This is a genomic window from Streptomyces daqingensis (assembly GCF_014645895.1).
Lineage (GTDB): Bacteria > Actinomycetota > Actinomycetes > Streptomycetales > Streptomycetaceae > Streptomyces > Streptomyces daqingensis.
Genome location: NZ_BMMP01000025.1, coordinates 57,555 through 76,987, shown reverse-complemented (window position 1 = coordinate 76,987; position 19,433 = coordinate 57,555). Strand labels below are relative to the sequence as shown.

The window sequence follows — 19,433 nt, the reverse complement described above, 5'->3', positions numbered from 1 at the left end:
CTAAGCCTTACAGCGCCGATGGTACTGCATGCGGGAGCGTGTGGGAGAGTAGGACACCGCCGAACTAACATTGAAAATAGCCCCGTTGACGGATAACCCCGCCAACGGGGCTATTTTCGTTTTGGGCCTCGCCTGCAAGTGGATGTCACAGTCGGCCAGTTGACTTGAGCGAGAGATAGGCGTCCGCAACTGCGGGCGGGAGGTCGTCTGGCAGAGCGTCGACAACAATCACGCCACGACGACGGAGTTGATCGGCAGTCTGGGTGCGTTCCGATTGAGTTCGAGCTGCGGCAGCTGCCGCGTACACCTCGGCGGTTGTTCCGCGTGAGGCTGCCATCTCTGCAATGCGTGGGTCGGAGATCGATGCAACCAGGACAGTGTGGCGCTGGGTGAGCATCGAAAGGACAGGAAGGAGCCCCTCCTCGACGGGTGCTGCCTCAAGGCCGGTAAGCAGGACGATGAGGGACTGGTGTCGAGCCATGCGCAGAGCCGTCGATACGAGTGTCCTGGTGTCGGACTCGACCAGGGCCGGCTCTAGTGGGGCCATAGCGGTCACGAAGGCGGCAAGGGCGTCGCGGGCGGTCCGTCCCTTGACGGTTGCTCGAGGAGCACGATCGTAAGCGAGCAAGTCGACTCGGTCGCCGGCGCGAGAGGCGAGGGCCGCGAGGAGCAGGGCTGAGTCCATTGCCGCGTCCAGGCGTGGCGAGTCCCCGACACGTCCCGCAGATGTGCGTCCGGTGTCCAGGACGATCAGAACGTGCCGGTCCCGTTCGGGACGCCACGTGCGGACGGCGACTGTCGACTGGCGGGCGGTGGCGCGCCAGTCGATGGAGCGCGTGTCGTCACCGGGGATGTATTCGCGGAGGCTGTCGAATTCCGTTCCTTCTCCCCGAGTCAGGATGCTTGTACGGCCGTCGAGTTCGCGGAGCCGGGCCAGTTTGCCCGGGAGGTGCTTCCGGCTGTTGAAGGCTGGGAGGACCCGTACGGTCCAGGGGACCGCAAAGCTGTTCTGGCGTGCCGCGAGGCCCAGCGGTCCGCAAGAACGCACCGTGACGCGGTCTGCTTTGCGGTCGCCGCGTCGAGATGGATGCAGGGGCGTCGTGAACTGCTGCCGTTCTGCTGCCGGGATACGAAGGGTATGGCGGTCCGGGGTCTCTGTCTGCCTCTGCCAACTGCTGGGAGGCCATGCGTCACGGATGCGCAGGCGTGCCAGGCGGGGGGACTGGTTGGTGACGAGGACGTGTGCGTACGCACGTTCCCCAAGTCGAACTGAGGTGTCACCGGAACGAATGAACCCGAGCTGATTCACTGGCGCGGCTCGTGCGAGGTCATAAAGAATTGCGAGCAGCAAGGGGAGTTCGACTGCGAGCACTCCGGTCCAGCTGGGCAGCGCGAAGCCGACCAGAAGGGCTCCGAGGGCGGCGACGAAGGCCGTGCGGCCTGTGAGCGCCATAAAGCGGGCTCCTCAATCACTCACTGAATTCAACGGGGGACGGGGACATGGGCGAGAATCGAGTTGATCACGCTGTCCGGGGTGACGCCTCCCATTTCGGCTTCGGGACGAAGCTGCACCCGGTGCCGGAGAGTGGGCAGGGCAAAGGACTTGATGTCGTCGGGGATCACATAGTCGCGGCCGATGAGCCACGCCCAGGCGCGTGCGCTGGACAGTAGCGCGGTGGCTCCACGGGGGGACACACCGAGGGTGAACGAGGGGGAATCACGAGTGGCACGACAGATATCGACTACATAGCCGACGACTTCGGGTGCGACGGATGTGGCCGCCACAGCGGTGCGAGCGGCTTCGAGATCGTCGGGTCCGGCTACGGCGGTGACGCCGGCTGCCGCCAGGTCGCGCGGGTCGAAGCCCTCGGTGTGACGCGTGAGGACGTCGATCTCTTCGTCGCGGGCGGGCAGCGGCACTTGCAGCTTCAGCAGGAAGCGGTCGAGCTGGGCTTCAGGGAGGGGATAGGTGCCCTCGTACTCGATCGGGTTCTGTGTTGCCGCCACCAGGAACGGGTCGGGGAGTTTCCGTGGGGTGCCGTCGACGGAGACCTGCCGTTCCTCCATGGCTTCGAGTAGCGACGCCTGGGTCTTGGGCGGTGTCCGGTTGATCTCGTCGGCGAGCAGGAGATTGGTGAAGACAGGACCGGGCTGGAAGGAGAACTCTGCGGCGCGTGTGTCGTAGATGAGGGAGCCGGTCACGTCGCTGGGCATCAGGTCAGGGGTGAACTGGAGTCGCTTGGTGTCCAGTTCGAGTGTGGCGGCGAGGGCGCGTACGAGCAGGGTCTTGGCGACGCCGGGGACGCCTTCGAGGAGCACATGACCGCGGCAGAGCAGGGCGACTACGAGGCCCGTCACGGCGGCGTCCTGGCCGACCACCGCCTTCGAGATCTCAAGGCGCATTGCTTCCAGGGCGTTGCGGGCGCTCTCGGCTGAGGGGACGCTCACGTGCGTTCCTTGTCTGTGGGTCGGCTTGTCGTGGGTGCGACGGGGGAGAGAAGGCGTTCGAGTGCGTCGAGTTCGTCGGCTAGTCGGACGAGCTCTGCGTCGTTCACGGGTGCCGCACCGAAGAGGAGGTAATTGAGGTCCGCAGAGTCGCCAGGCGAGCGTGAGGCGATCGCGGAGGTGAGTACCAGCGGTGAGTGGGCTTCCGCGGCACTGAGGCCGAGAAGGTTCGCGATGTGTCGACGGGTGGCGGAACGCAGTGCCTCTGCGGCGCTGTCACGGGCGTCGGCCCGCTGATAGAGGCGGGCCCTTCCCTCAGTGGCTTCGGAGGCCCGTACGGAGACGGGGAGTTGTTCCTGCACCAGGGGGCCCAGGCGGCGTGATCGCCAGAAGGCTGCGAGGACGGCAGCGATGAACAGCTGAATCGCCGCCCAGGACCAGCCGCCCGGGAGCAGTTCGAGCAGGCCGCGTTCGTCGTCGCTGTCGGCGGCGGAGCCGCTCGAAGAGGGGACGTACCAGACGAGATGTGGGCGGGAGCCGAGCAGTTGGAGCATCAGGGAGGCGTTGCCGCGGTGCGCGAGCCGCTGGTTGTAGAGCGGGTCGGGTGCCCCGACCAGGACGGTATCGCCGGCGTTCGCGCCAGTGCGATCGCTGCCGCCCTTGTCGTCCGCCGGCAACCGCACGAGCGAGGGAAGGCTGCGGTGCAGGTAGCAGGTGTCGGCCTGATCGCTGGTGACCCGGTAACGCACACCGCCGACTTCGGCGTCCCCGGCACGCAGGGCGGGCGGGAAGTCGCAGTCCGGCGGCGTCAGTTCGACGGGCGTGGGCGTCGCGGCCCGTGCCCCCGGGGTGAGAGCCCGCGTGGCTGTGGGGCCTGGGGCTACGAGGACGGTCCGTCCGCCGCGCTGGATCGCCGTTCGGAGTTCGGAGGTCTGACGGCGGGAGAGCGCGTCGGGATCGGTGACCAGCAGCGTCGTTTTCGAGTCGGCGGCCCTTTCAGCTTCGGCCGAGGTAGTGACGACATCGGTCGGGATGCCGCGCTTCCTCAGGAGTTCGGCGACGGCTTTGCTGCCGTGCTTGTCCGGGGACCGGGGGTCGAGCAGTCCGTACTCCGGTCCGGACCGGATCGCAGCGATGGCCACTCCGGAAACGGTGAGTACGGCCGCGGCGAACAGCAGGCCGCGAGCTCGCCGCCAGATCTGGGCAGCGGTGGGGGACAGGGAGGCAGCGGACTCGGGGCTCAACGGCCCCCTCCGTCCGGGCGGTCGGCCATGGCGGTTCCGTCTCCGCGCGGCTCCGCCCCGCCGATGTCGGGCGACGTGCTGATCGCCGTCATCAGGGGTGTGGCACCTTGGATGGAGGTGTCGAGGTCGCGGACGGTGATGTATGTGGCCGCGTCCGCCCGTCGGTCCGCGTACGCCACCTCGTTGAACGATCTGGCCGCATTGCGGAGCGCCACCGCGTGCTCCGGCAGGACGGCGCCGGCTTCGAGCGCTGCTTCGTCGGCCGTCCGCCCTGGACGACTCGCGAGCAGCGCGCGCTCTTCGAGGGAGCGGAAGAGCGCGCGCATCCGTTCCTTGACGGCATCGGTCCATCGCTCTGCTGCGGCGTGCGTCTCCGCAATGGCGCGATGGTCGGCGGCGGTGCGGGGGCGCTTCCCGAGCAGGAGCTGCTCGGACGTAGTGGGTTCCGGCCGGAGACTGCCCAGTCGGAGCCGCAGGAAGAGGAGCAACAGCACAACGACCCCTGCGATGACGGCGAGCCCCGTCCAGCCCCCCGGTGTCGCTGTCGCAGCGGCGTCCAGCAGCGAAGTGAACTGCTCCTGCAGCCAGTCCAGGAGGCGCCGGAGAAGGCCGGGATCGTCCTGCTGGTACTCCTCTTTCGAAAGCTCGCGTTCTGCCGCTTCGCGTGCGGGGGTGCGGGGTGTGGTGACGGGAGGACCGTCGTCGCCGAGGCGGGTTCCCGCCCCGTGTACGGCGATGCCGGCCGGAAGCATCGCCGTGACCCAGGCCCCCGGCATCGGTTCAGCCCCCGGCGGCCGGACGGTCGGCCAGCTGCTCGCCGTAGCCGGAGATGCCGGCAGCGCGCGCGAGTTCGAGGTCGAGTGCCTCGCTGCGGATGCGCTGGTCGAGATAGATCAGGGCGGTGACGCCCGCACGGATCGGGAACGTGATCGTGGAAGCGATGACCGCGCCGATCCCGGTCGAGATGAGAGAGCCCCAACTCGTGTCGGCGGCCGGGTCGGTGAGGGCGGAGATGCCCTCACCGCTGACCAGCGCCCCGACGAGAGTCGCGGGCATCTGGATGATCGAAGCGACGATGAAGACGAGGATCGCAGCCAGAATCTGCACGCCGAACACACGCCACCAGCTGCCGCGCACGAGTTTGGCGGAGCGGCGCATCGCGGTGAGGACCCCCTGCTTCTCGAGCATCAGAGCAGGGGCGGCCAAGCTGAAGCGGACCCAGAGCCAGATCGCACCTATCAGGCCTCCCACCAGGCCGAGGACCATCAGGACGACGCTCAGGGTCTCCAGGCCTGCGGCGAGGGAGACGAGCCCCGGCGCGGCGCCGGCAACGATGGTGAGGGAGACGAGGAGAGGAACGAGCACGAGGAGGCCGAGCAGGCGGAGCAGTTGAGGGCGGGAGTCCCGCCAGGCCTCTCCTACGTCGACTGTTCGCCCCAGTACGGCACGGCTGACGACGATCATCAGCATGGCCGTGGCGATGACCGTGCCGAGGGTGTCGACCAGGACGGCGACTCCGGAGCTGCTGAGCGCACTGCTCATGGCGTCCATCAGCTGCTCGGGCGTCGGCTCGGGATTCTTGCGGAGGGCGGTCAGATCCGTGGTCTCGCGCAGCCAGAAGCCGGTGACCAGCGTCCCGACGAGCTGGACGACGACAGCCACGACGAGGGAGATGCTGAGCACTGTGCGCCAGTGCGCGCGCATGGTGGTGACGGCGCCGTCCAGGATCTCGCCCACTCCGAGTGGCCGGAGGGGGATCACGCCGGGTTTGGCAGCGGGGGGCTGATGGCTCCAGCCGCCACCCGCCTTGCCCCAGCCGGGAGGCGCGGACGGCCCGCCCCAGCCCGCGCCTCCGTATGCGGGAGGCTGCTGGGCGGACCAGTTCCTGGGAGGCCCGTCCGCGGGCCCCCCGTGCGGTGCGCTGCCCGGAGTCTGCGAAGGCTGGCCGCTCTCGGGTGAACCGTCGGACGGGGAGGATCCGGGCGAGGTCCAGCCCGGAGTGTCGTTCACGTGTGGTCACCTCGTGATGTGGGTCGCTGCCTGGCTGTCGTGCCATCGTCCCATGGTCGGAGTGAGGGCCGACCGGGCCCTGAGGTCTCAACTTGCCTTCAGAAGCTGCCGCAGGTGAAGGCAGACTGTGCCAATGGAAGATCACGCGACAGCGGTGCTTCGCTGGGACGAGTCGGCTGAGGGGGCGCCGAAGCTGGTGCTTCTCGATCAGACGAGGCTGCCGGCTGAGGAAGTCGAGCTGGTGTGCAAGGACGTGAGCGACCTGGTGGCGGCCATCCGCGCCCTGTCGGTGCGAGGTGCCCCGCTGCTGGGTGTCACGGGCGGCTACGGTGTCGCGCTCGCCGCCGCGCTGGGCGAGGACGTGGCAGAGGCGGCTGACCGGTTGGCGTCCTCACGTCCCACAGCGGTGAACCTCGCCTCGGGAGTGCGCCGGGTGGAACGTGCGTACAGGGCTGCCGTCGGCGGTGGTGCAGGCGACGAGCAGGCCGCAGCGGCAGCGCTGGCGGAGGCGAAGGCCCTGCACGGGGAGGACGCGGCGGCGAGCACGCGCATGGCGCACCTGGGGCGTGAGCTGCTCGGGGAGCTGCTGCCGGGGCGCCGTCTCCGGCTCCTCACGCACTGCAATACAGGGCGCCTGGTCTCGGGAGGGCGGGGCACTGCTTTCGCGGTGGTCTCGGCGGTGCACGACGCGGGTGACCTGGAGCGGTTGTGGGTCGACGAGACCCGGCCGCTGCTCCAGGGGTCGCGGCTCACGGCGTACGAGGCCGAGCGGGAAGGGATGCCCTACAGCGTTCTGGCGGACAGTGCCGCGGGTTCGCTGTTCGCGGCGGGGCAGGTGGATGCGGTGCTGATAGGAGCCGACAGGATCGCGGTCGACGGGTCCGTGGCCAACAAGGTGGGGAGCTACCCGCTGGCGGTGCTGGCACGGCATCACGGGGTTCCGTTCCTGGTCGTGGCACCGGTCACCACCGTGGACGGCGCGACGGAGAACGGCCGCGACATCGTGGTGGAGCAGCGCCCGGCTGGGGAAGTGACGCAGATCTCATCTCCGTCCCAGCCCGCGGGGATCGCGGTCGGCGGCGGGAGCGTCCGTCTGGCCCCGAACGGGGCAGAGGCGTACAACCCGGCCTTCGATGTGACTCCGCCGCACCTGGTGACGGCGATTGTCACCGAGGCAGGGGTCGTTTCGCCTGTGACCAGGGAGACTGTCGCGGGGCTGTGTTCCCCGTCACGAACGAGAACGTCACGATGGGGTAATGGGATGATGAACGCATGAAGGGACGCGTCCTTGTCGTCGACGACGACACCGCACTGGCAGAGATGCTCGGCATCGTGCTGCGCGGCGAAGGCTTTGAACCGTCGTTCGTGTCGGACGGCGACAAGGCGCTCGCCGCCTTCCGCGAGACGAAACCGGATCTGGTGCTCCTCGACCTGATGCTGCCCGGGAAGGACGGCATCGAGGTCTGCCGCCTGATCCGCGCCGAGTCCGGGGTGCCGGTCGTCATGCTGACCGCTAAGAGCGACACGGTGGATGTGGTGGTGGGCCTGGAGTCGGGGGCCGACGACTACATCGTCAAGCCGTTCAAACCGAAGGAGTTGGTGGCGAGAATCCGGGCGAGGCTGCGGCGGTCCGACGATCCCGCGCCGGAGCAGCTGACCATCGGCGATCTGGTGATCGACGTGGCCGGCCACTCCGTGAAGCGGGACGGGGCGTCCATCGCGCTGACGCCGCTGGAGTTCGACCTCCTGGTGGCGCTGGCCCGCAAGCCCTGGCAGGTCTTCACGCGCGAGGTGCTCCTGGAGCAGGTCTGGGGCTACCGGCACGCGGCCGACACGCGCCTGGTCAACGTCCACGTGCAGCGGCTGCGTTCGAAGGTCGAGCAGGACCCGGAGCGGCCGGAGATCGTCGTGACCGTCCGGGGGGTCGGCTACAAGGCGGGACCTGGCTGAAATGGCCCGGAACGGCTCCGTCCCGCACCGCCCCAGTGGGGACGGAGCCGCGCCACAAGAGTCTGAAATGTCCAAGTTCAGACGTCTGTGGCGCAGCGGGGCGCTCTTCTCGGAAGGTCTGCTTCCGGAGGGCACGACCGGACCGCGGGCCCATCCCGCTGTCCGCTTCTTCATCAGGTGGGTGCGGCGTCCGCTGCTGCCCGTGCTCCGCCTGTGGCGGCGGAACATTCAGCTCCGGGTGGTCGCGGCCACCCTGCTGATGTCGCTCGGCGTGGTGCTGCTGCTCGGCATCGTCGTCATCGGGCAGGTCCGCAACGGCCTGCTGGACGCCAAGGAGAAGACCGCCCAGAGCCAGGCGGCGGGCGGATTCGCCGCCGCCCAGGAGATGGCCGACAGCGCGAGCAGCGGGCGCAGCGGCCAGGGCCCGGGCGGGCCGGGCTCCGGCGGCCGGAGTTCGCAGAACACCGGCACCTGGCTGAACAACCTGGTGGAGCAGCTCGCCAGCGGTGGCCAGGGTGTCTACTCGGTGGTCGCTCTCGGCTCCCAGAACGACGACTCGCCCTTCGTGGGCAACGACCGCTCCTCCACCCGGGGCCCGCGCGCCTCCGGCGACATCCGGCCGGAGGAGAGCATCCCGGCCGATCTGCGCAAGGCCCTCGACGAGCAGCCGGGGACCCATCAGCGGTACGCGAAGGTCTACCGGCAGAGCGGCGGCAGTACCGCGGGCCTGATCGTGGGCAAGCGGCTGAACGACGCCAGCGGGGCGCCGTACCAGATGTACTACGTCTTCCCCTTCACGCTGGAGGAGGAGTCGCTGAACCTGGTCAAGGGCACGCTGGCGACGGCCGGTGTCTTCGTCGTCGTGCTGCTCGGTGCCATCGCGTGGCTCGTCGTCCGGCAGGTCGTGACGCCGGTGCGGATGGCCGCCGGGATCTCCGAACGGCTGGCTGCGGGCAGACTGCAGGAACGGATGAAGGTCACGGGCGAGGACGACATCGCCCGGCTCGGTGAGTCCTTCAACAAGATGGCGCAGAACCTGCAGCTGAAGATCCAGCAGCTGGAGGAGCTCTCCAGGATGCAGCGCCGCTTCGTCTCCGACGTCTCGCACGAACTGCGCACGCCCCTCACCACGGTCCGGATGGCTGCCGACGTGATCCACGAGGCCCGGGAGGATTTCGATCCGGCCACTGCACGCTCCGCGGAGCTGCTCCTGGGCCAGCTCGACCGGTTTGAGTCGCTCCTCGGAGACCTACTGGAGATCAGCCGCTTCGACGCGGGGGCGGCCAATCTCGACGCGGCGCCGATCGACCTGCGCGACGTGGTGCACCGTGTCGTGGACGGCTGCCAGCCGCTGGCCGACCGCAAGGGCAGCCGCGTGGTCGTCCGCGGGAACGAGGAGCCGGTGGTCGTCGAGGCGGACGGGCGGCGCGTCGAGCGGGTGCTGCGCAACCTCGTCGACAACGCCATAGAGCACGGCGAGGGGCGCGACGTGATCATCGGCATGGCTTCGCGCGGCGGAGCGGTGGCGGTGGCCGTACGGGACTACGGCGTCGGGTTGACCCGGCGCGAAGCGGAGCACGTGTTCAACCGCTTCTGGCGTGCCGACCCCGCGCGTGCCCGTACGACTGGCGGGACGGGACTCGGACTGTCGATCGCACTTGAGGACGCCAGGCTGCACGGCGGCTGGCTGCAGGTCTGGGGCGAGCCGGGCGGGGGCTCCCAGTTCCGGCTCACCCTGCCGTGCACCGCAGGAGAGGCGCTGCGCTCGTCGCCGCTTCCCCTGGAGCCCGCTGACAGCCGGCGCGCGCGACGGGCGCAGATCTCTGTTCCGGAGCAGAGCTCGGACGGGGCGGCGGACGCCGGGGCCGGCAGAACGCCGACTGTGCGGGCGTCCTCGGGTGCAGGAGCGGCCAGGGAGCCGTCCGGCGGTAGCTCACCCGCTTCCGAACCGTCCTCTGTCCAGGCTTCCGGGCAGGTCCCCGCGCCTGCCTCGGCGGTCGCGGCACCGGACCGCGAGTCCGTTCGGGAGGAGCAGCGTGATGGGAGCTGAGCGGCTGAGCCGTCGCACTCACCGCAGCCGCGCTGTCGCAGTGCAACTGCTCGCGGTGGCGCTGCTGTTGTCGGGCTGCGCCTCCATGCCCGACGAGGGGAGCGTCGACCGGGTCGACTCCTCTCACCGCGCCGACCCCGACTCGCAGGTGCGTGTCTTCGGCGTCAGCCCGCAGAAGGGGGAGCGGCCGCAGCAGATCGTCCGTGGCTTTCTCGAGGCGACGACGAGTGACGAGGCGACGTTCTCCACGGCGAAGAAGTACCTGACCGAGCGCAAGGCACAGGAGTGGGAGCCGTTCGCCAGCACGAGCGTGCTCTCCGACGGTCCCACCCCCGGGAAGGCACGCGAGGACTCCGGCGGCCGACGCGGCTACAGGGTCGAGGTCTCGGGCAGCAGGATGGCGGAGGTCGACGACAAGCACGCCTACTCGCCGCGTGAGGGCGACTACCGCGAGGACTTCCACCTGACCAAGGTGCGCGGGGAGTGGCGGATCGACCAGCTTCCGGACGGCCTCGCGATAGGGGAGTCCGACTTCCAGCGCATCTACCGTCCGATAAACAACTACTACTACGCGCGGCTCGGGACGGACGCCGAGTCGATCGCGGGCGGCAAGAACGTACTGGTGGCGGACCCGGTCTACCTGCGGCGCCGCATCGACCCCGTCACGTCGACCGTGAAGGCACTGCTGGCCGGGCCGACACGATGGTTTGACCCGGTGGTCACCTCCGCCTTCCCGAGCGGCACGCGGCTGGCTCGCGGGGAGAAGCTGTCACTTGACGACTCCGGTGCGCTGAGCGTGCGGCTGAACGCGGAGGGGGCCCGTGCGGGCCTCACTCGATGCGGCCGGATGGCGTCCCAGGTGCTGCACACCGTCCAGGGACAGGCTTCGGCCAAGGTGAGCCGCGTGCGTCTGGCCGGTCCCGACGGCGGGACGCTGTGCGAACGCACCCGGGAGCAGGCCGAGGACTTCGAGCCGGGACGGCTCAACGGGCGGGCGGCGAGGCAGTACTTCGTCGACGAGGAGCACCGTGTGTCCGCTTTCGACGGCAGCAGCAAGGAACCCCGGCCGGTCCAGGGCGCGCTGGGCCAGGGCGAGACGGAGATGGGCGCTGTAGCTGTGAACCGGGCCGAGCAGGAGGGCGCTGCCGTCTCACGCGCGGGGCGTGCGCTGTACGTGGCCCGGCTGAACGGGGACAGCAAGCTGGGTGAGCCGGTGCTCACGAGCAAGGCGAAGAAGGAGAAGGACAGGCTCACGGCGCCCAGTTGGGACGGTCTGGGCGACCTGTGGGTAGCCGACCGGGATCCGGAGGATCCGAGGCTGCTGCGTCTGCGAGGGGGCAAGGAGAAGCCTGAAGAGGTGGACGTCCCCGGTCTGCGCGAGGGCGAGCGGATCGAGTCGCTGCGGATCGCGTCCGACGGTGTACGGATGGCGCTGCGAATACGGCAGGAGGACGGCAAGCGGACGCTGAAGCTCGGCCGCGTGCAGCGTGCCGGATCGGCGGAGAAGCCGGAGGTGACCGTCGCGGAACTAAGGCCTCTCGCGCCGCAGTTCGAGGACGTCGCGGCGGTGTCGTGGGCGGGGGGCAGCCGGCTTGTGGTCGTGGGGCGGGAGTCTGGAAGCGTTCAGCAGATCCAGTACACGGAGACGGACGGCTCCGGCTCCAACCAGCCGACCCTGCCGGGCATCAACGACGTGACGGGCGTGGCCGCTTCGGAGGACGAGAGCAAGCCGCTGCTGGCGGACTCGGAGGACGGCATCCTCAGGCTGCCTCCTGACGCCAATTGGAAGACCCTCACGGACACTGGCACGAGCCCGGCCTACCCCGGCTGACACGGGGATCAGGCACGTCGGCGCGTCGGCAGCCGTCAGGGCAGCCGCACTCTCCGGCACGGGGCAGGAGTTATCCACAGGCCTGTCCCGTTTCGCCTCTCGGTGCCAGAGTTCACGTCATGGGGGATCAGTGGCGTGGACTCATCGACGAACTCGCAGCTCTGGTGCTGCCTTCGGAGTGCGCCGGATGCGGCCGCACGCGGGTGCGTGGGGAGTTGTGCGGTTCGTGTGCCCAGACGCTGCGGAGCGCGGTGCCAAGGCGCGTGTATCCGCTGCCGGCTCCGTCCCGGCCGCCTCCGGTGTACGCGGCGCTGCCGTACGCCGGTGAGGTGCGGAAGGTACTGCTCGCGCACAAGGAGCGCGGTGCGCTGCGGCTGGCCGCTCCTCTGGGAGGGGTCCTCGCCGACGTCGTGTGCACGGCATCCGCGCGTGCCCGCGGCCCGTTGGGAGGAGCGGCCGGCGTCGGGTCCCGTCCACCCGGGTCACGCGGTCCACGCGGGCAAGGCCGTACGCACAGTCCGGGCGGCCGGCCGGCGGGCTTACCAGGGGGGCCGCCGCTGACGCTGGTGCCGGTTCCGTCCGCGCGGCGGTCCGTCGCCGTGCGAGGCCATGATCCGGTGCGCCGGATGGCGTTGGCCGCCGCAGGCGAACTGCGGCGCAGGGGTGTCCCGGCCAGAGTGCTCGCCGTGCTGCGGCACGGACGCGCGGTAGCTGACCAGGCCGGTCTCACCGCCCGGCAGCGGCTCGCGAACCTCGATGGTGCGCTCGAAATAGTGCCGGATGGCGAACGCCTTCTTGGGGAAGGAGTGACGGTACTCGTCGACGACCTCATGACGACGGGTGCGTCACTCGCCGAGGCGGGGCGTGCCGTCCGCGTCCGGGGCCGGGTGCCGACCGCTGCGGCTGTCGTCGCCTTCCGTCCCAGGCCGGGCGGGTAGGAGCGGTCGAATGTTGCTGACAGCTAGCAGAGATCGCGCTTCGTCGCTGGCGGTTGTCGTGAATTGATACCTGAACGTAGGTACGTGCCAGTAGGGGGTGCCGCCCGTCGTCCCGTGGAGGTACGTTCGAGATGAGGTGGCGATCTTCCCTTTGGGAAGAAGGAGGTGAAAGTCGCAAGCCGAATTTCCGGAGGCTGGCGGCAAGACGCCCTGAGCCTCCGGTGTCAGTGCACAAAGGAGGTGCTCCGCTCCTCAACGGCGGAGCGCTCCGGGAACGGAGTTCTGCGTGGACATCGTCGTCAAGGGCCGCAAGACAGAGGTGCCCGAGAGGTTCCGCAAGCACGTGGCCGAGAAGCTGGCGAAGATCCAAAAGCTCGACGGAAAGGTGATCAGCCTGGATGTCGAGGTGTGCAAGGAACACAACCCCCGGCAGGCCGACCGTTCCGACAGGGTCGAGATCACCCTGGTCACTCGGGGACCGGTCATTCGCGCGGAGGCCGCGGCCTCCGATGCCTACGCCGCGCTGGATCTGGCAGCGGCCAAACTCGAAGCACGGCTCCGTAAGCAGCACGACAAGCGCCGGGTACACCGGGGCGGTCGCACGCCGATCAGCGTCGCGGAGGCGACTGCGCACCTCGCGGCAGAACTCAACGGCCAACTGGACGCCGCGGCGGCGCCCGCGGCCACCAAGGTCGAAGATCCGCCGATGACCACCAGGGTCGGTCCGCTGGAGGTGCAGGGGGAGGGGCCGCTCGTCGTCCGCGAGAAGACGCATGCCGCGGCGCCCATGTCTCTCGACCAGGCTCTCTACGAAATGGAGCTGATCGGTCACGACTTCTACCTCTTCGTGGACTCGGAAACCAAGCAGCCGAGCGTCGTCTATCGTCGGCACGGCTACGACTACGGCGTGATCCACCTGGATCCGGACCCGTTCGCGGTGGATCCGCCCCCGGAAGCCGGCGGCTCGCTGGGTGGCTGACGGCTCGAACTGACCAGACGTGATCGCGCCCCCGGCCGGGCCGAGAATCCGACCGGGGGCGCGGGCGTGGAATCATGGCTTCACTTACGGCCTCATGGCCAACCGGTCCGCTGTGCAGCGCGGTTGGTGCGGCATAGCCTGCAGGGGGAGGAACGATGGCGGACAGCTTCGGGCCAGCGATGCCTGTGCCTGACGCGCATCCGGTACGGGTGGCGATGGACGACGGCGGTATGCGCGAGCGTCAGCCGCCCGAACCCATCCGGGTGCTGGTCGTCGACGACCATGAGCTTTTCCGCCGCGGACTGGAGATCGTCCTCGCCCAGGAAGAGGACATCCAGGTCATCGGTGAGGCGGGGGACGGCGCAGAAGCGGTGGAGAAGGCGGCGGATCTGCTGCCCGACATCGTGTTGATGGACGTGCGGATGCCCAGACGCGGCGGCATCGAGGCCTGCACCTCGATCAAGGAGGTGGCTCCGAGCGCGAAGATCATCATGCTGACGATCAGCGACGAGGAAGCCGATCTCTACGACGCGATCAAGGCCGGAGCGACCGGCTACCTGCTGAAGGAGATCTCCACGGACGAGGTCTCGGCAGCGATCCGGGCGGTGGCCGACGGACAGTCCCAGATCAGCCCCTCGATGGCGGCGAAGCTGCTCACCGAGTTCAAGTCGATGATCCAGCGGACAGACGAGAGCAAGCTCGTACCCGCGCCGAAGCTGACCGAGCGGGAGCTGGAGGTGCTCAAGCTCGTCGCCACGGGGATGAACAACCGCGATATCGCCAAGGAACTCTTCATCAGCGAGAACACGGTGAAGAACCACGTGCGGAACATCCTGGAGAAGCTGCAGCTCCACTCGCGCATGGAGGCAGTGGTCTACGCGATGCGCGAGAAGATCCTGGAGATCCGCTGAGACGCGGCCACCGCGCGGCCTGGTGGCAGCGCCCTGCGGGGTGAGGGCGGCAAGCGTCAGGTCGGCCGGTTGCTTGGCCGCGGACGCCGAACGTGCGGCTTCGACGCCCGCGTCGCGTGAGTCGCTTGGCCAGGTCCGGGGGCGGTGATCCCCCCGCGGCTGTCAGCCCGCCGGGCCGGAGGGGCCTTCCGTCAGAGCCTTCACCAGCGCTTCGCGCAGTTCGGCGTCGTCGCAGCGCCCGACACGGACTTCGTCGCATCCCACCCAACTCGCCGCTTCCCAGAGCGCCTTGGCCATGGGGGCGACCGCCTTGCGGCCCGCGAGCGACACCTGGCGCGCCACGAGAGCGGAGTTCTCACGCCCGGGGTCGACACGCCCGAGCAGCTTCCCGCCGGCCAGCAGCGGCATGGCGAAGTACCCGTGTATCCGCTTCGGCTTGGGGACGTATGCCTCCAGCCTGTGTGTGAAGTCGAACATCCGCTGCGTGCGCGGCCTGTCCCACACCAGCGAGTCGAACGGCGAGAGCAGCGTCGTGCGGTGGCGGCCGCGCGGGGCGGAGGCGAGCGCCGCGGGATCCGCCCAGGCAGGCTTCCCCCACCCCTCCACGGAGACCGGGACGAGCCCCGTCCCGGGCAGCACGGCCTCCACCTGCTCGCCCTTGAGACGGTGGTAGTCCGCGAGATCCGCACGCGTCGCGACTCCCATCGCCGCGCCGGCCTGGGCGACGAGACGGCGCACGCATTCGTGGTCGTCGATGTCGTCGTGCAGCAGGTCGTCGGGGATGGCGCGCTCGGCGAGGTCGTAGACCCGCTTCCAGCCGCGGCGCTCGGTGCAGACGACCTCGCCGGTGTCCAGCAGCCACTCGACCGCGATCTTCGTCTCCGACCAGTCGAACCACTCGCCGCCGTTCTTGCCGCCGCCGAGTTCCGTGGTCGTCAGCGGGCCGTCCGCCTTGAGCCTGTCCCGGACGAGCGCGCAGGCGCGGTCCTTGTCCTCCAGGACGTGCCACCGGTGGCCGCGCGCCCGCCGCTCCCGGCGCCGGAACGCGAAGTGCGGCCACTCCTCGACGGGGAGGATGCACGCGGCGTGCGACCAGTACTCGAAGCTGTGGCCGTCGCTCCAGTAGGCCGACTCCACCGCTTGACGGCCGACCGCGCCCAGGCGCGCGTACGGCACGAGTTCGTGCGACCGGGCCAGCACCGAGATGGTGTCGAGCTGGACGGCGCCGAGCTGGCGCAGCATGCCGCGGACCCCGGCGCGGCGGTCGGGCGCACCCAGCAGGCCCTGCGCCCGCAGGGCCAGCCTCCGGGCCTCGTCGGCGGAGAGCGAGATCTCGGCGGAGTTCATGCGGCACACGATAGGCGGCACCACCGACAGGCGGCCCCCGGCCGCACTGCGGCTCCCGGGCCCGCCGCGAGGTGGGACGGCCCGCCCCGGAACACCGCCGCTCAGGTCACCGTGCCGGCAGGTAGGGCTTGTCCATCCGCATGCCGAGATCCGTCGGCAGAAGCGCGGCGATCCACGCGTCCCTCCTGGTGCCGCGGTGCACGATCCTGGCCCGCTGCGTCCCCTCCATCACGAAGCCCAGGCGCCGGGCCACGCCTCGCGACGCTTCGTTGCCGACCTCCGCGACCCACTCCAGCCGCTCGGTCCCCAGCTCCGTGAACGCCCACCGGCACACCTCGCGGCCCGCCTCGGCGGTGTACCCCTTGCGGCGCTGCGGAGCGGCCGTCCAGTAGCCGAGTTCGGCCTGGCGGTCAGGAGTGCGCAGGTGAGCGAGGCGGACGAGGCCCATCGAACCCACCAGGGCACCTGTCTTGGTGAAGACGCCGAAGTTGTACATGGTGTCCTCGCGCCAGCCGTCCGCACTCGCCCTGAGCGCGAAGTCCTCCGCGTCCTTGCGGGTGTAGGGGTCGGGGATCGGTATCCAGCGGGCGATGTCGGGGTCCTGGCAGGCCGTCTCCAGCGCCTCCACGTCCTGCTCGGTGAAGGGCCGCAGGATCAGACGCGCCGTGGTGAGAGTGGTGGGCTCCATGGACCGATTGTGCCGCCCGGCGGCCCGCCCGCTCCCGGCACCATCCACCGCTCCGAACCGTTAGGGGTACAGGGGCGTACGTCCCTCGCATACGATGGCCGGTGCGGCGAAGACCGTATCGTCGCGTCCGCGCACTGACCGTGCCAGGTTCGACCGGCAAGGAGCCACCCTAAGTGTCCGTCTTCGGCAAGCTCATGCGCGCAGGTGAAGGGAAGATCCTGCGCAAGCTGGACCGCATTGCGCGGCAGGTGAATTCGATCGAAGAGGACTTCGTCGACCTGTCCGATGCCGAGCTCCGCGCCCTCACGGACGAGTACAAGGAGCGGTACGCGCAGGGCGAGAGCCTCGACGACCTGATGCCCGAGGCCTTCGCGACCGTACGTGAGGCCGCCAAGCGGGTGCTCGGCGAGCGCCACTACGACGTGCAGATCATGGGTGGCGCGGCGCTGCACCTCGGCTATGTCGCCGAGATGAAGACCGGTGAGGGCAAGACCCTCGTCGGCACGCTCCCCGCGTACCTGAACGCGATCTCGGGTGACGGCGTCCACATCATCACGGTCAACGACTACCTCGCGCAGCGCGACTCCGAGTGGATGGGCCGTGTCCACCGCTTCCTCGGCCTGTCGGTCGGCTGCATCGTGGCGCACATGACGCCCGCGCAGCGGCGCGAGCAGTACAGCTGCGACATCACCTACGGCACCAACAACGAGTTCGGATTCGACTACCTCCGCGACAACATGGCGTGGTCGAAGGACGAACTGGTGCAGCGGGGCCACAACTTCGCCATCGTCGACGAGGTGGACTCGATCCTCATCGACGAGGCCCGTACGCCGCTGATCATCTCCGGTCCGGCCGACCAGGCCACCAAGTGGTACAGCGACTTCTCCAAGCTGGTGAAGCGCCTCGAGAAGGGCGAACCGGGCGACCCCCGGACGCAGAAGCCGGAATCCGGCGACTACGAGGTCGACGAGAAGAAGCGCACTGTCGGCATCCACGAGGCCGGCGTCGTCAAGGTCGAGGACTGGCTGGGCATCGACAACCTCTACGAGTCGGTGAACACGCCGCTCGTCGGCTACCTCAACAACGCCATCAAGGCCAAGGAGCTCTACCACAAGGACAAGGACTACGTCGTCCTCGACGGCGAAGTCATGATCGTGGACGAGCACACCGGCCGCATCCTCGCCGGCCGCCGCTACAACGAGGGGATGCACCAGGCGATCGAGGCCAAGGAAGGCGTCGAGATCAAGGACGAGAACCAGACTCTCGCCACGATCACCCTGCAGAACTTCTTCCGGCTCTACGACAAGCTCTCCGGCATGACCGGTACGGCCATGACCGAGGCTGCGGAGTTCCACCAGATCTACAAGCTCGGCGTCGTCCCCATCCCGACGCACCGGGCGCTCGCCCGTCAGGACCAGGCCGACCTGATCTACCGCACCGAGGTCGCCAAGTTCTCGGCGGTCGTGGACGACATCGTGGAGAAGTACGAGAAGGGCCAGCCGGTCCTCGTCGGCACGACGTCCGTCGAGAAGTCCGAGTACCTCTCGGAGCAGCTCAACAAGCGCGGCGTCCGCCACGAGGTGCTCAACGCGAAGAACCACGAGCGTGAGGCGGCGATCGTCGCCGAGGCGGGCCGCAAGGGCTCCGTGACGGTCGCGACGAACATGGCGGGGCGCGGTACCGACATCAAGCTCGGCGGCAACGCCGAGGGCCTGGCCGAGAACGAGCTCCGCGCGAAGGGTCTCGACCCCGTCGAGAACTCCGAGGAGTGGAGCGCCGCGCTGCCCGCCGCCCTGGAGAAGGCCGAGCGGACGGTCAAGGACGCGGTCGACGAGGTCAAGGAGCTCGGCGGTCTCTACGTCCTGGGCACCGAGCGTCACGAGTCGCGCCGCATCGACAACCAGCTGCGCGGCCGTTCGGGCCGTCAGGGCGACCCGGGCGAGTCCCGCTTCTACCTGTCGCTGGGCGACGACCTGATGCGGCTGTTCAAGGCGCAGATGGTCGAGCGTGTGATGTCCATGGCGAACGTGCCGGACGACGTCCCCATCGAGAACAAGATGGTGACGCGCGCCATCGCCTCAGCCCAGTCCCAGGTCGAGCAGCAGAACTTCGAGATCCGCAAGAACGTCCTGAAGTACGACGAGGTCCTCAACCGGCAGCGCGAGGTGATCTACGGCGAGCGCCGCCGCGTCCTGGAGGGCGAGGACCTGCACGAGCAGGTGCGGCACTTCATGGACGACACCATCGAGGCGTACGTCCAGGCGGAGACCGTCGAGGGCTTCGCCGAGGAGTGGGACCTCGACAGGCTGTGGAGCGCCTTCAAGCAGCTCTACCCCGTGAAGGTGACGGTCGAGGAGCTCGAAGAGGCCGCGGGCGAGCGCGAAGGCATCACCGCCGAGTTCATCTCCGATTCCATCAAGGACGACATCCACGAGCAGTACGACGCCCGCGAGGCCGAGCTCGGCAGCGAGATCATGCGCGAGCTGGAGCGGCGCGTGGTGCTCTCCGTGCTCGACCGCAAGTGGCGCGAGCACCTCTACGAGATGGACTACCTCCAGGAAGGCATCGGCCTCCGTGCCATGGCCCAGAAGGACCCGCTGGTGGAGTACCAGCGGGAGGGCTACGACATGTTCCAGGCCATGATGGACGGCATCAAGGAGGAGTCCGTCGGCTACCTGTTCAACCTGGAGGTCCAGGTCGAGCAGCAGGTCGAAGAGGTTCCTGTCCAGGAGAAGCCCGAGGTCAAGGCGTCGCTGGAGAAGGAGCCGCAGGAGGCGGTGCCCGCGGGCGCGGCGGCGGGGTCGGCCCCGGCCATCCGCGCCAAGGGCCTCGACGCGCCGCAGCGCCCCGACCGGCTGCACTACTCGGCGCCTACGGCGGAAGGCGGCGTCGAGGAGGGCGAGCTGGAGACCGGGGCATCCGGCGAGCCCGTCCGTTCGGCGGCCGACGGCCTGACGCGGGCCGAGCGGCGCAAGGCGCAGAAGGGCAAGCGCCGCAAGAAGTGACCTTCGCGCGCTGACGTGTACGGGCTGGCGCCCGC

The 19,433-nt window shown here is 69.2% G+C and carries 15 protein-coding genes; 8 read left to right on the top strand and 7 right to left on the bottom strand.

Annotated features, from left to right (window positions below):
- Positions 1-145 precede the first annotated feature (145 nt).
- The 5 genes from IEY56_RS26575 to IEY56_RS26555 are packed head-to-tail and all read right to left on the bottom strand — an operon-like array spanning position 146 to position 5,699.
- Entirely contained in the window at positions 146-1,453 is a 1,308-nt protein-coding gene (locus IEY56_RS26575) for a DUF58 domain-containing protein (protein ID WP_189039821.1), read from the bottom strand.
- Positions 1,454-1,482: 29 nt separating this feature from the next.
- Positions 1,483-2,403: an AAA family ATPase gene (locus IEY56_RS26570; protein WP_189039826.1), complete on the bottom strand. Its 921-nt coding sequence runs from the start codon at positions 2,401-2,403 to the stop codon at positions 1,483-1,485.
- Positions 2,404-2,444: 41 nt separating this feature from the next.
- Positions 2,445-3,689 carry a DUF4350 domain-containing protein gene (locus tag IEY56_RS26565; RefSeq protein ID WP_189039820.1) on the bottom strand — a complete coding sequence of 415 codons (1,245 nt, stop codon included), beginning with the start codon at positions 3,687-3,689 and terminating at the stop codon, positions 2,445-2,447.
- On the bottom strand, positions 3,686-4,465 hold the full coding sequence (locus IEY56_RS26560; RefSeq protein WP_229712225.1) for a DUF4129 domain-containing protein: 780 nt from the start codon (positions 4,463-4,465) through the stop codon (positions 3,686-3,688). Before IEY56_RS26560 ends, IEY56_RS26565 begins: the two co-directional genes overlap by 4 nt.
- Positions 4,466-4,469: 4 nt before the next feature.
- Positions 4,470-5,699 (bottom strand): DUF7847 domain-containing protein, encoded by a 1,230-nt coding sequence (locus tag IEY56_RS26555; RefSeq protein WP_189039819.1) that lies wholly within the window; start codon positions 5,697-5,699, stop codon positions 4,470-4,472.
- Between the two features lie 133 nt (positions 5,700-5,832).
- On the opposite strand from IEY56_RS26555, the gene mtnA reads away from it, so the two are divergent.
- The 7 genes from mtnA to IEY56_RS26520 all read left to right on the top strand — a co-directional run bounded on the left by mtnA (position 5,833) and on the right by IEY56_RS26520 (position 14,358).
- The gene (gene mtnA, locus IEY56_RS26550) at positions 5,833-6,975 is read left to right on the top strand and encodes an S-methyl-5-thioribose-1-phosphate isomerase (RefSeq protein ID WP_189039818.1); all 1,143 of its coding nucleotides are present in this window, start codon (positions 5,833-5,835) and stop codon (positions 6,973-6,975) included.
- Positions 6,972-7,649: a two-component system response regulator MtrA gene (gene mtrA / locus IEY56_RS26545; protein WP_045866986.1), complete on the top strand. Its 678-nt coding sequence runs from the start codon at positions 6,972-6,974 to the stop codon at positions 7,647-7,649. Before mtnA ends, mtrA begins: the two co-directional genes overlap by 4 nt.
- Before the next feature lies 1 nt (position 7,650).
- The gene (gene mtrB / locus IEY56_RS26540) at positions 7,651-9,699 is read left to right on the top strand and encodes an MtrAB system histidine kinase MtrB (protein ID WP_373292196.1); all 2,049 of its coding nucleotides are present in this window, start codon (positions 7,651-7,653) and stop codon (positions 9,697-9,699) included.
- Complete coding sequence (locus IEY56_RS26535; RefSeq protein WP_189039816.1) at positions 9,689-11,530, top strand: LpqB family beta-propeller domain-containing protein; 1,842 nt, start codon at positions 9,689-9,691, stop codon at positions 11,528-11,530. Before mtrB ends, IEY56_RS26535 begins: the two co-directional genes overlap by 11 nt.
- A gap of 626 nt (positions 11,531-12,156) precedes the next feature.
- Complete coding sequence (locus tag IEY56_RS29005; protein WP_308424180.1) at positions 12,157-12,468, top strand: ComF family protein; 312 nt, start codon at positions 12,157-12,159, stop codon at positions 12,466-12,468.
- A 286-nt stretch (positions 12,469-12,754) separates the two neighbouring features.
- Complete coding sequence (gene hpf, locus IEY56_RS26525) at positions 12,755-13,447, top strand: ribosome hibernation-promoting factor, HPF/YfiA family (protein WP_189039814.1); 693 nt, start codon at positions 12,755-12,757, stop codon at positions 13,445-13,447.
- A 215-nt stretch (positions 13,448-13,662) separates the two neighbouring features.
- Entirely contained in the window at positions 13,663-14,358 is a 696-nt protein-coding gene (locus IEY56_RS26520) for a response regulator (RefSeq protein WP_229712226.1), read from the top strand.
- Positions 14,359-14,520: 162 nt separating this feature from the next.
- On the opposite strand, the gene IEY56_RS26515 is transcribed toward IEY56_RS26520, so the two are convergent.
- Positions 14,521-15,705, bottom strand: a complete 1,185-nt coding sequence (locus tag IEY56_RS26515) for a winged helix-turn-helix domain-containing protein (RefSeq protein WP_189039812.1) — start codon at positions 15,703-15,705, stop codon at positions 14,521-14,523.
- A gap of 106 nt (positions 15,706-15,811) precedes the next feature.
- Positions 15,812-16,393 carry a GNAT family N-acetyltransferase gene (locus IEY56_RS26510; RefSeq protein WP_189039811.1) on the bottom strand — a complete coding sequence of 194 codons (582 nt, stop codon included), beginning with the start codon at positions 16,391-16,393 and terminating at the stop codon, positions 15,812-15,814.
- 173 nt (positions 16,394-16,566) lie between these two features.
- Here IEY56_RS26510 and secA point away from each other — a divergent pair, with 173 nt between their 5' ends.
- On the top strand, positions 16,567-19,398 hold the full coding sequence (gene secA / locus IEY56_RS26505; protein ID WP_189039810.1) for a preprotein translocase subunit SecA: 2,832 nt from the start codon (positions 16,567-16,569) through the stop codon (positions 19,396-19,398).
- The last annotated feature ends 35 nt before the right edge of the window (positions 19,399-19,433 follow it).

What these genes read in the sequence shown, in the direction of transcription:
- IEY56_RS26575 (WP_189039821.1), bottom strand. Translation starts at nt 1,453, where the DNA reads ATGGCGCTCACAGGCCGCACGGCCTTCGTCGCCGCCCTCGGAGCCCTT.
- IEY56_RS26570 (WP_189039826.1), bottom strand. Translation starts at nt 2,403, where the DNA reads ATGCGCCTTGAGATCTCGAAGGCGGTGGTCGGCCAGGACGCCGCCGTG.
- IEY56_RS26560 (WP_229712225.1), bottom strand. Translation starts at nt 4,465, where the DNA reads ATGCCGGGGGCCTGGGTCACGGCGATGCTTCCGGCCGGCATCGCCGTA.
- mtnA (WP_189039818.1), top strand. Translation starts at nt 5,833, where the DNA reads ATGGAAGATCACGCGACAGCGGTGCTTCGCTGGGACGAGTCGGCTGAG.
- mtrA (WP_045866986.1), top strand. Translation starts at nt 6,972, where the DNA reads ATGAAGGGACGCGTCCTTGTCGTCGACGACGACACCGCACTGGCAGAG.
- mtrB (WP_373292196.1), top strand. Translation starts at nt 7,651, where the DNA reads ATGGCCCGGAACGGCTCCGTCCCGCACCGCCCCAGTGGGGACGGAGCC.
- IEY56_RS26535 (WP_189039816.1), top strand. Translation starts at nt 9,689, where the DNA reads ATGGGAGCTGAGCGGCTGAGCCGTCGCACTCACCGCAGCCGCGCTGTC.
- IEY56_RS29005 (WP_308424180.1), top strand. Translation starts at nt 12,157, where the DNA reads ATGGCGTTGGCCGCCGCAGGCGAACTGCGGCGCAGGGGTGTCCCGGCC.
- IEY56_RS26520 (WP_229712226.1), top strand. Translation starts at nt 13,663, where the DNA reads ATGGACGACGGCGGTATGCGCGAGCGTCAGCCGCCCGAACCCATCCGG.
- IEY56_RS26515 (WP_189039812.1), bottom strand. Translation starts at nt 15,705, where the DNA reads ATGAACTCCGCCGAGATCTCGCTCTCCGCCGACGAGGCCCGGAGGCTG.
- IEY56_RS26510 (WP_189039811.1), bottom strand. Translation starts at nt 16,393, where the DNA reads ATGGAGCCCACCACTCTCACCACGGCGCGTCTGATCCTGCGGCCCTTC.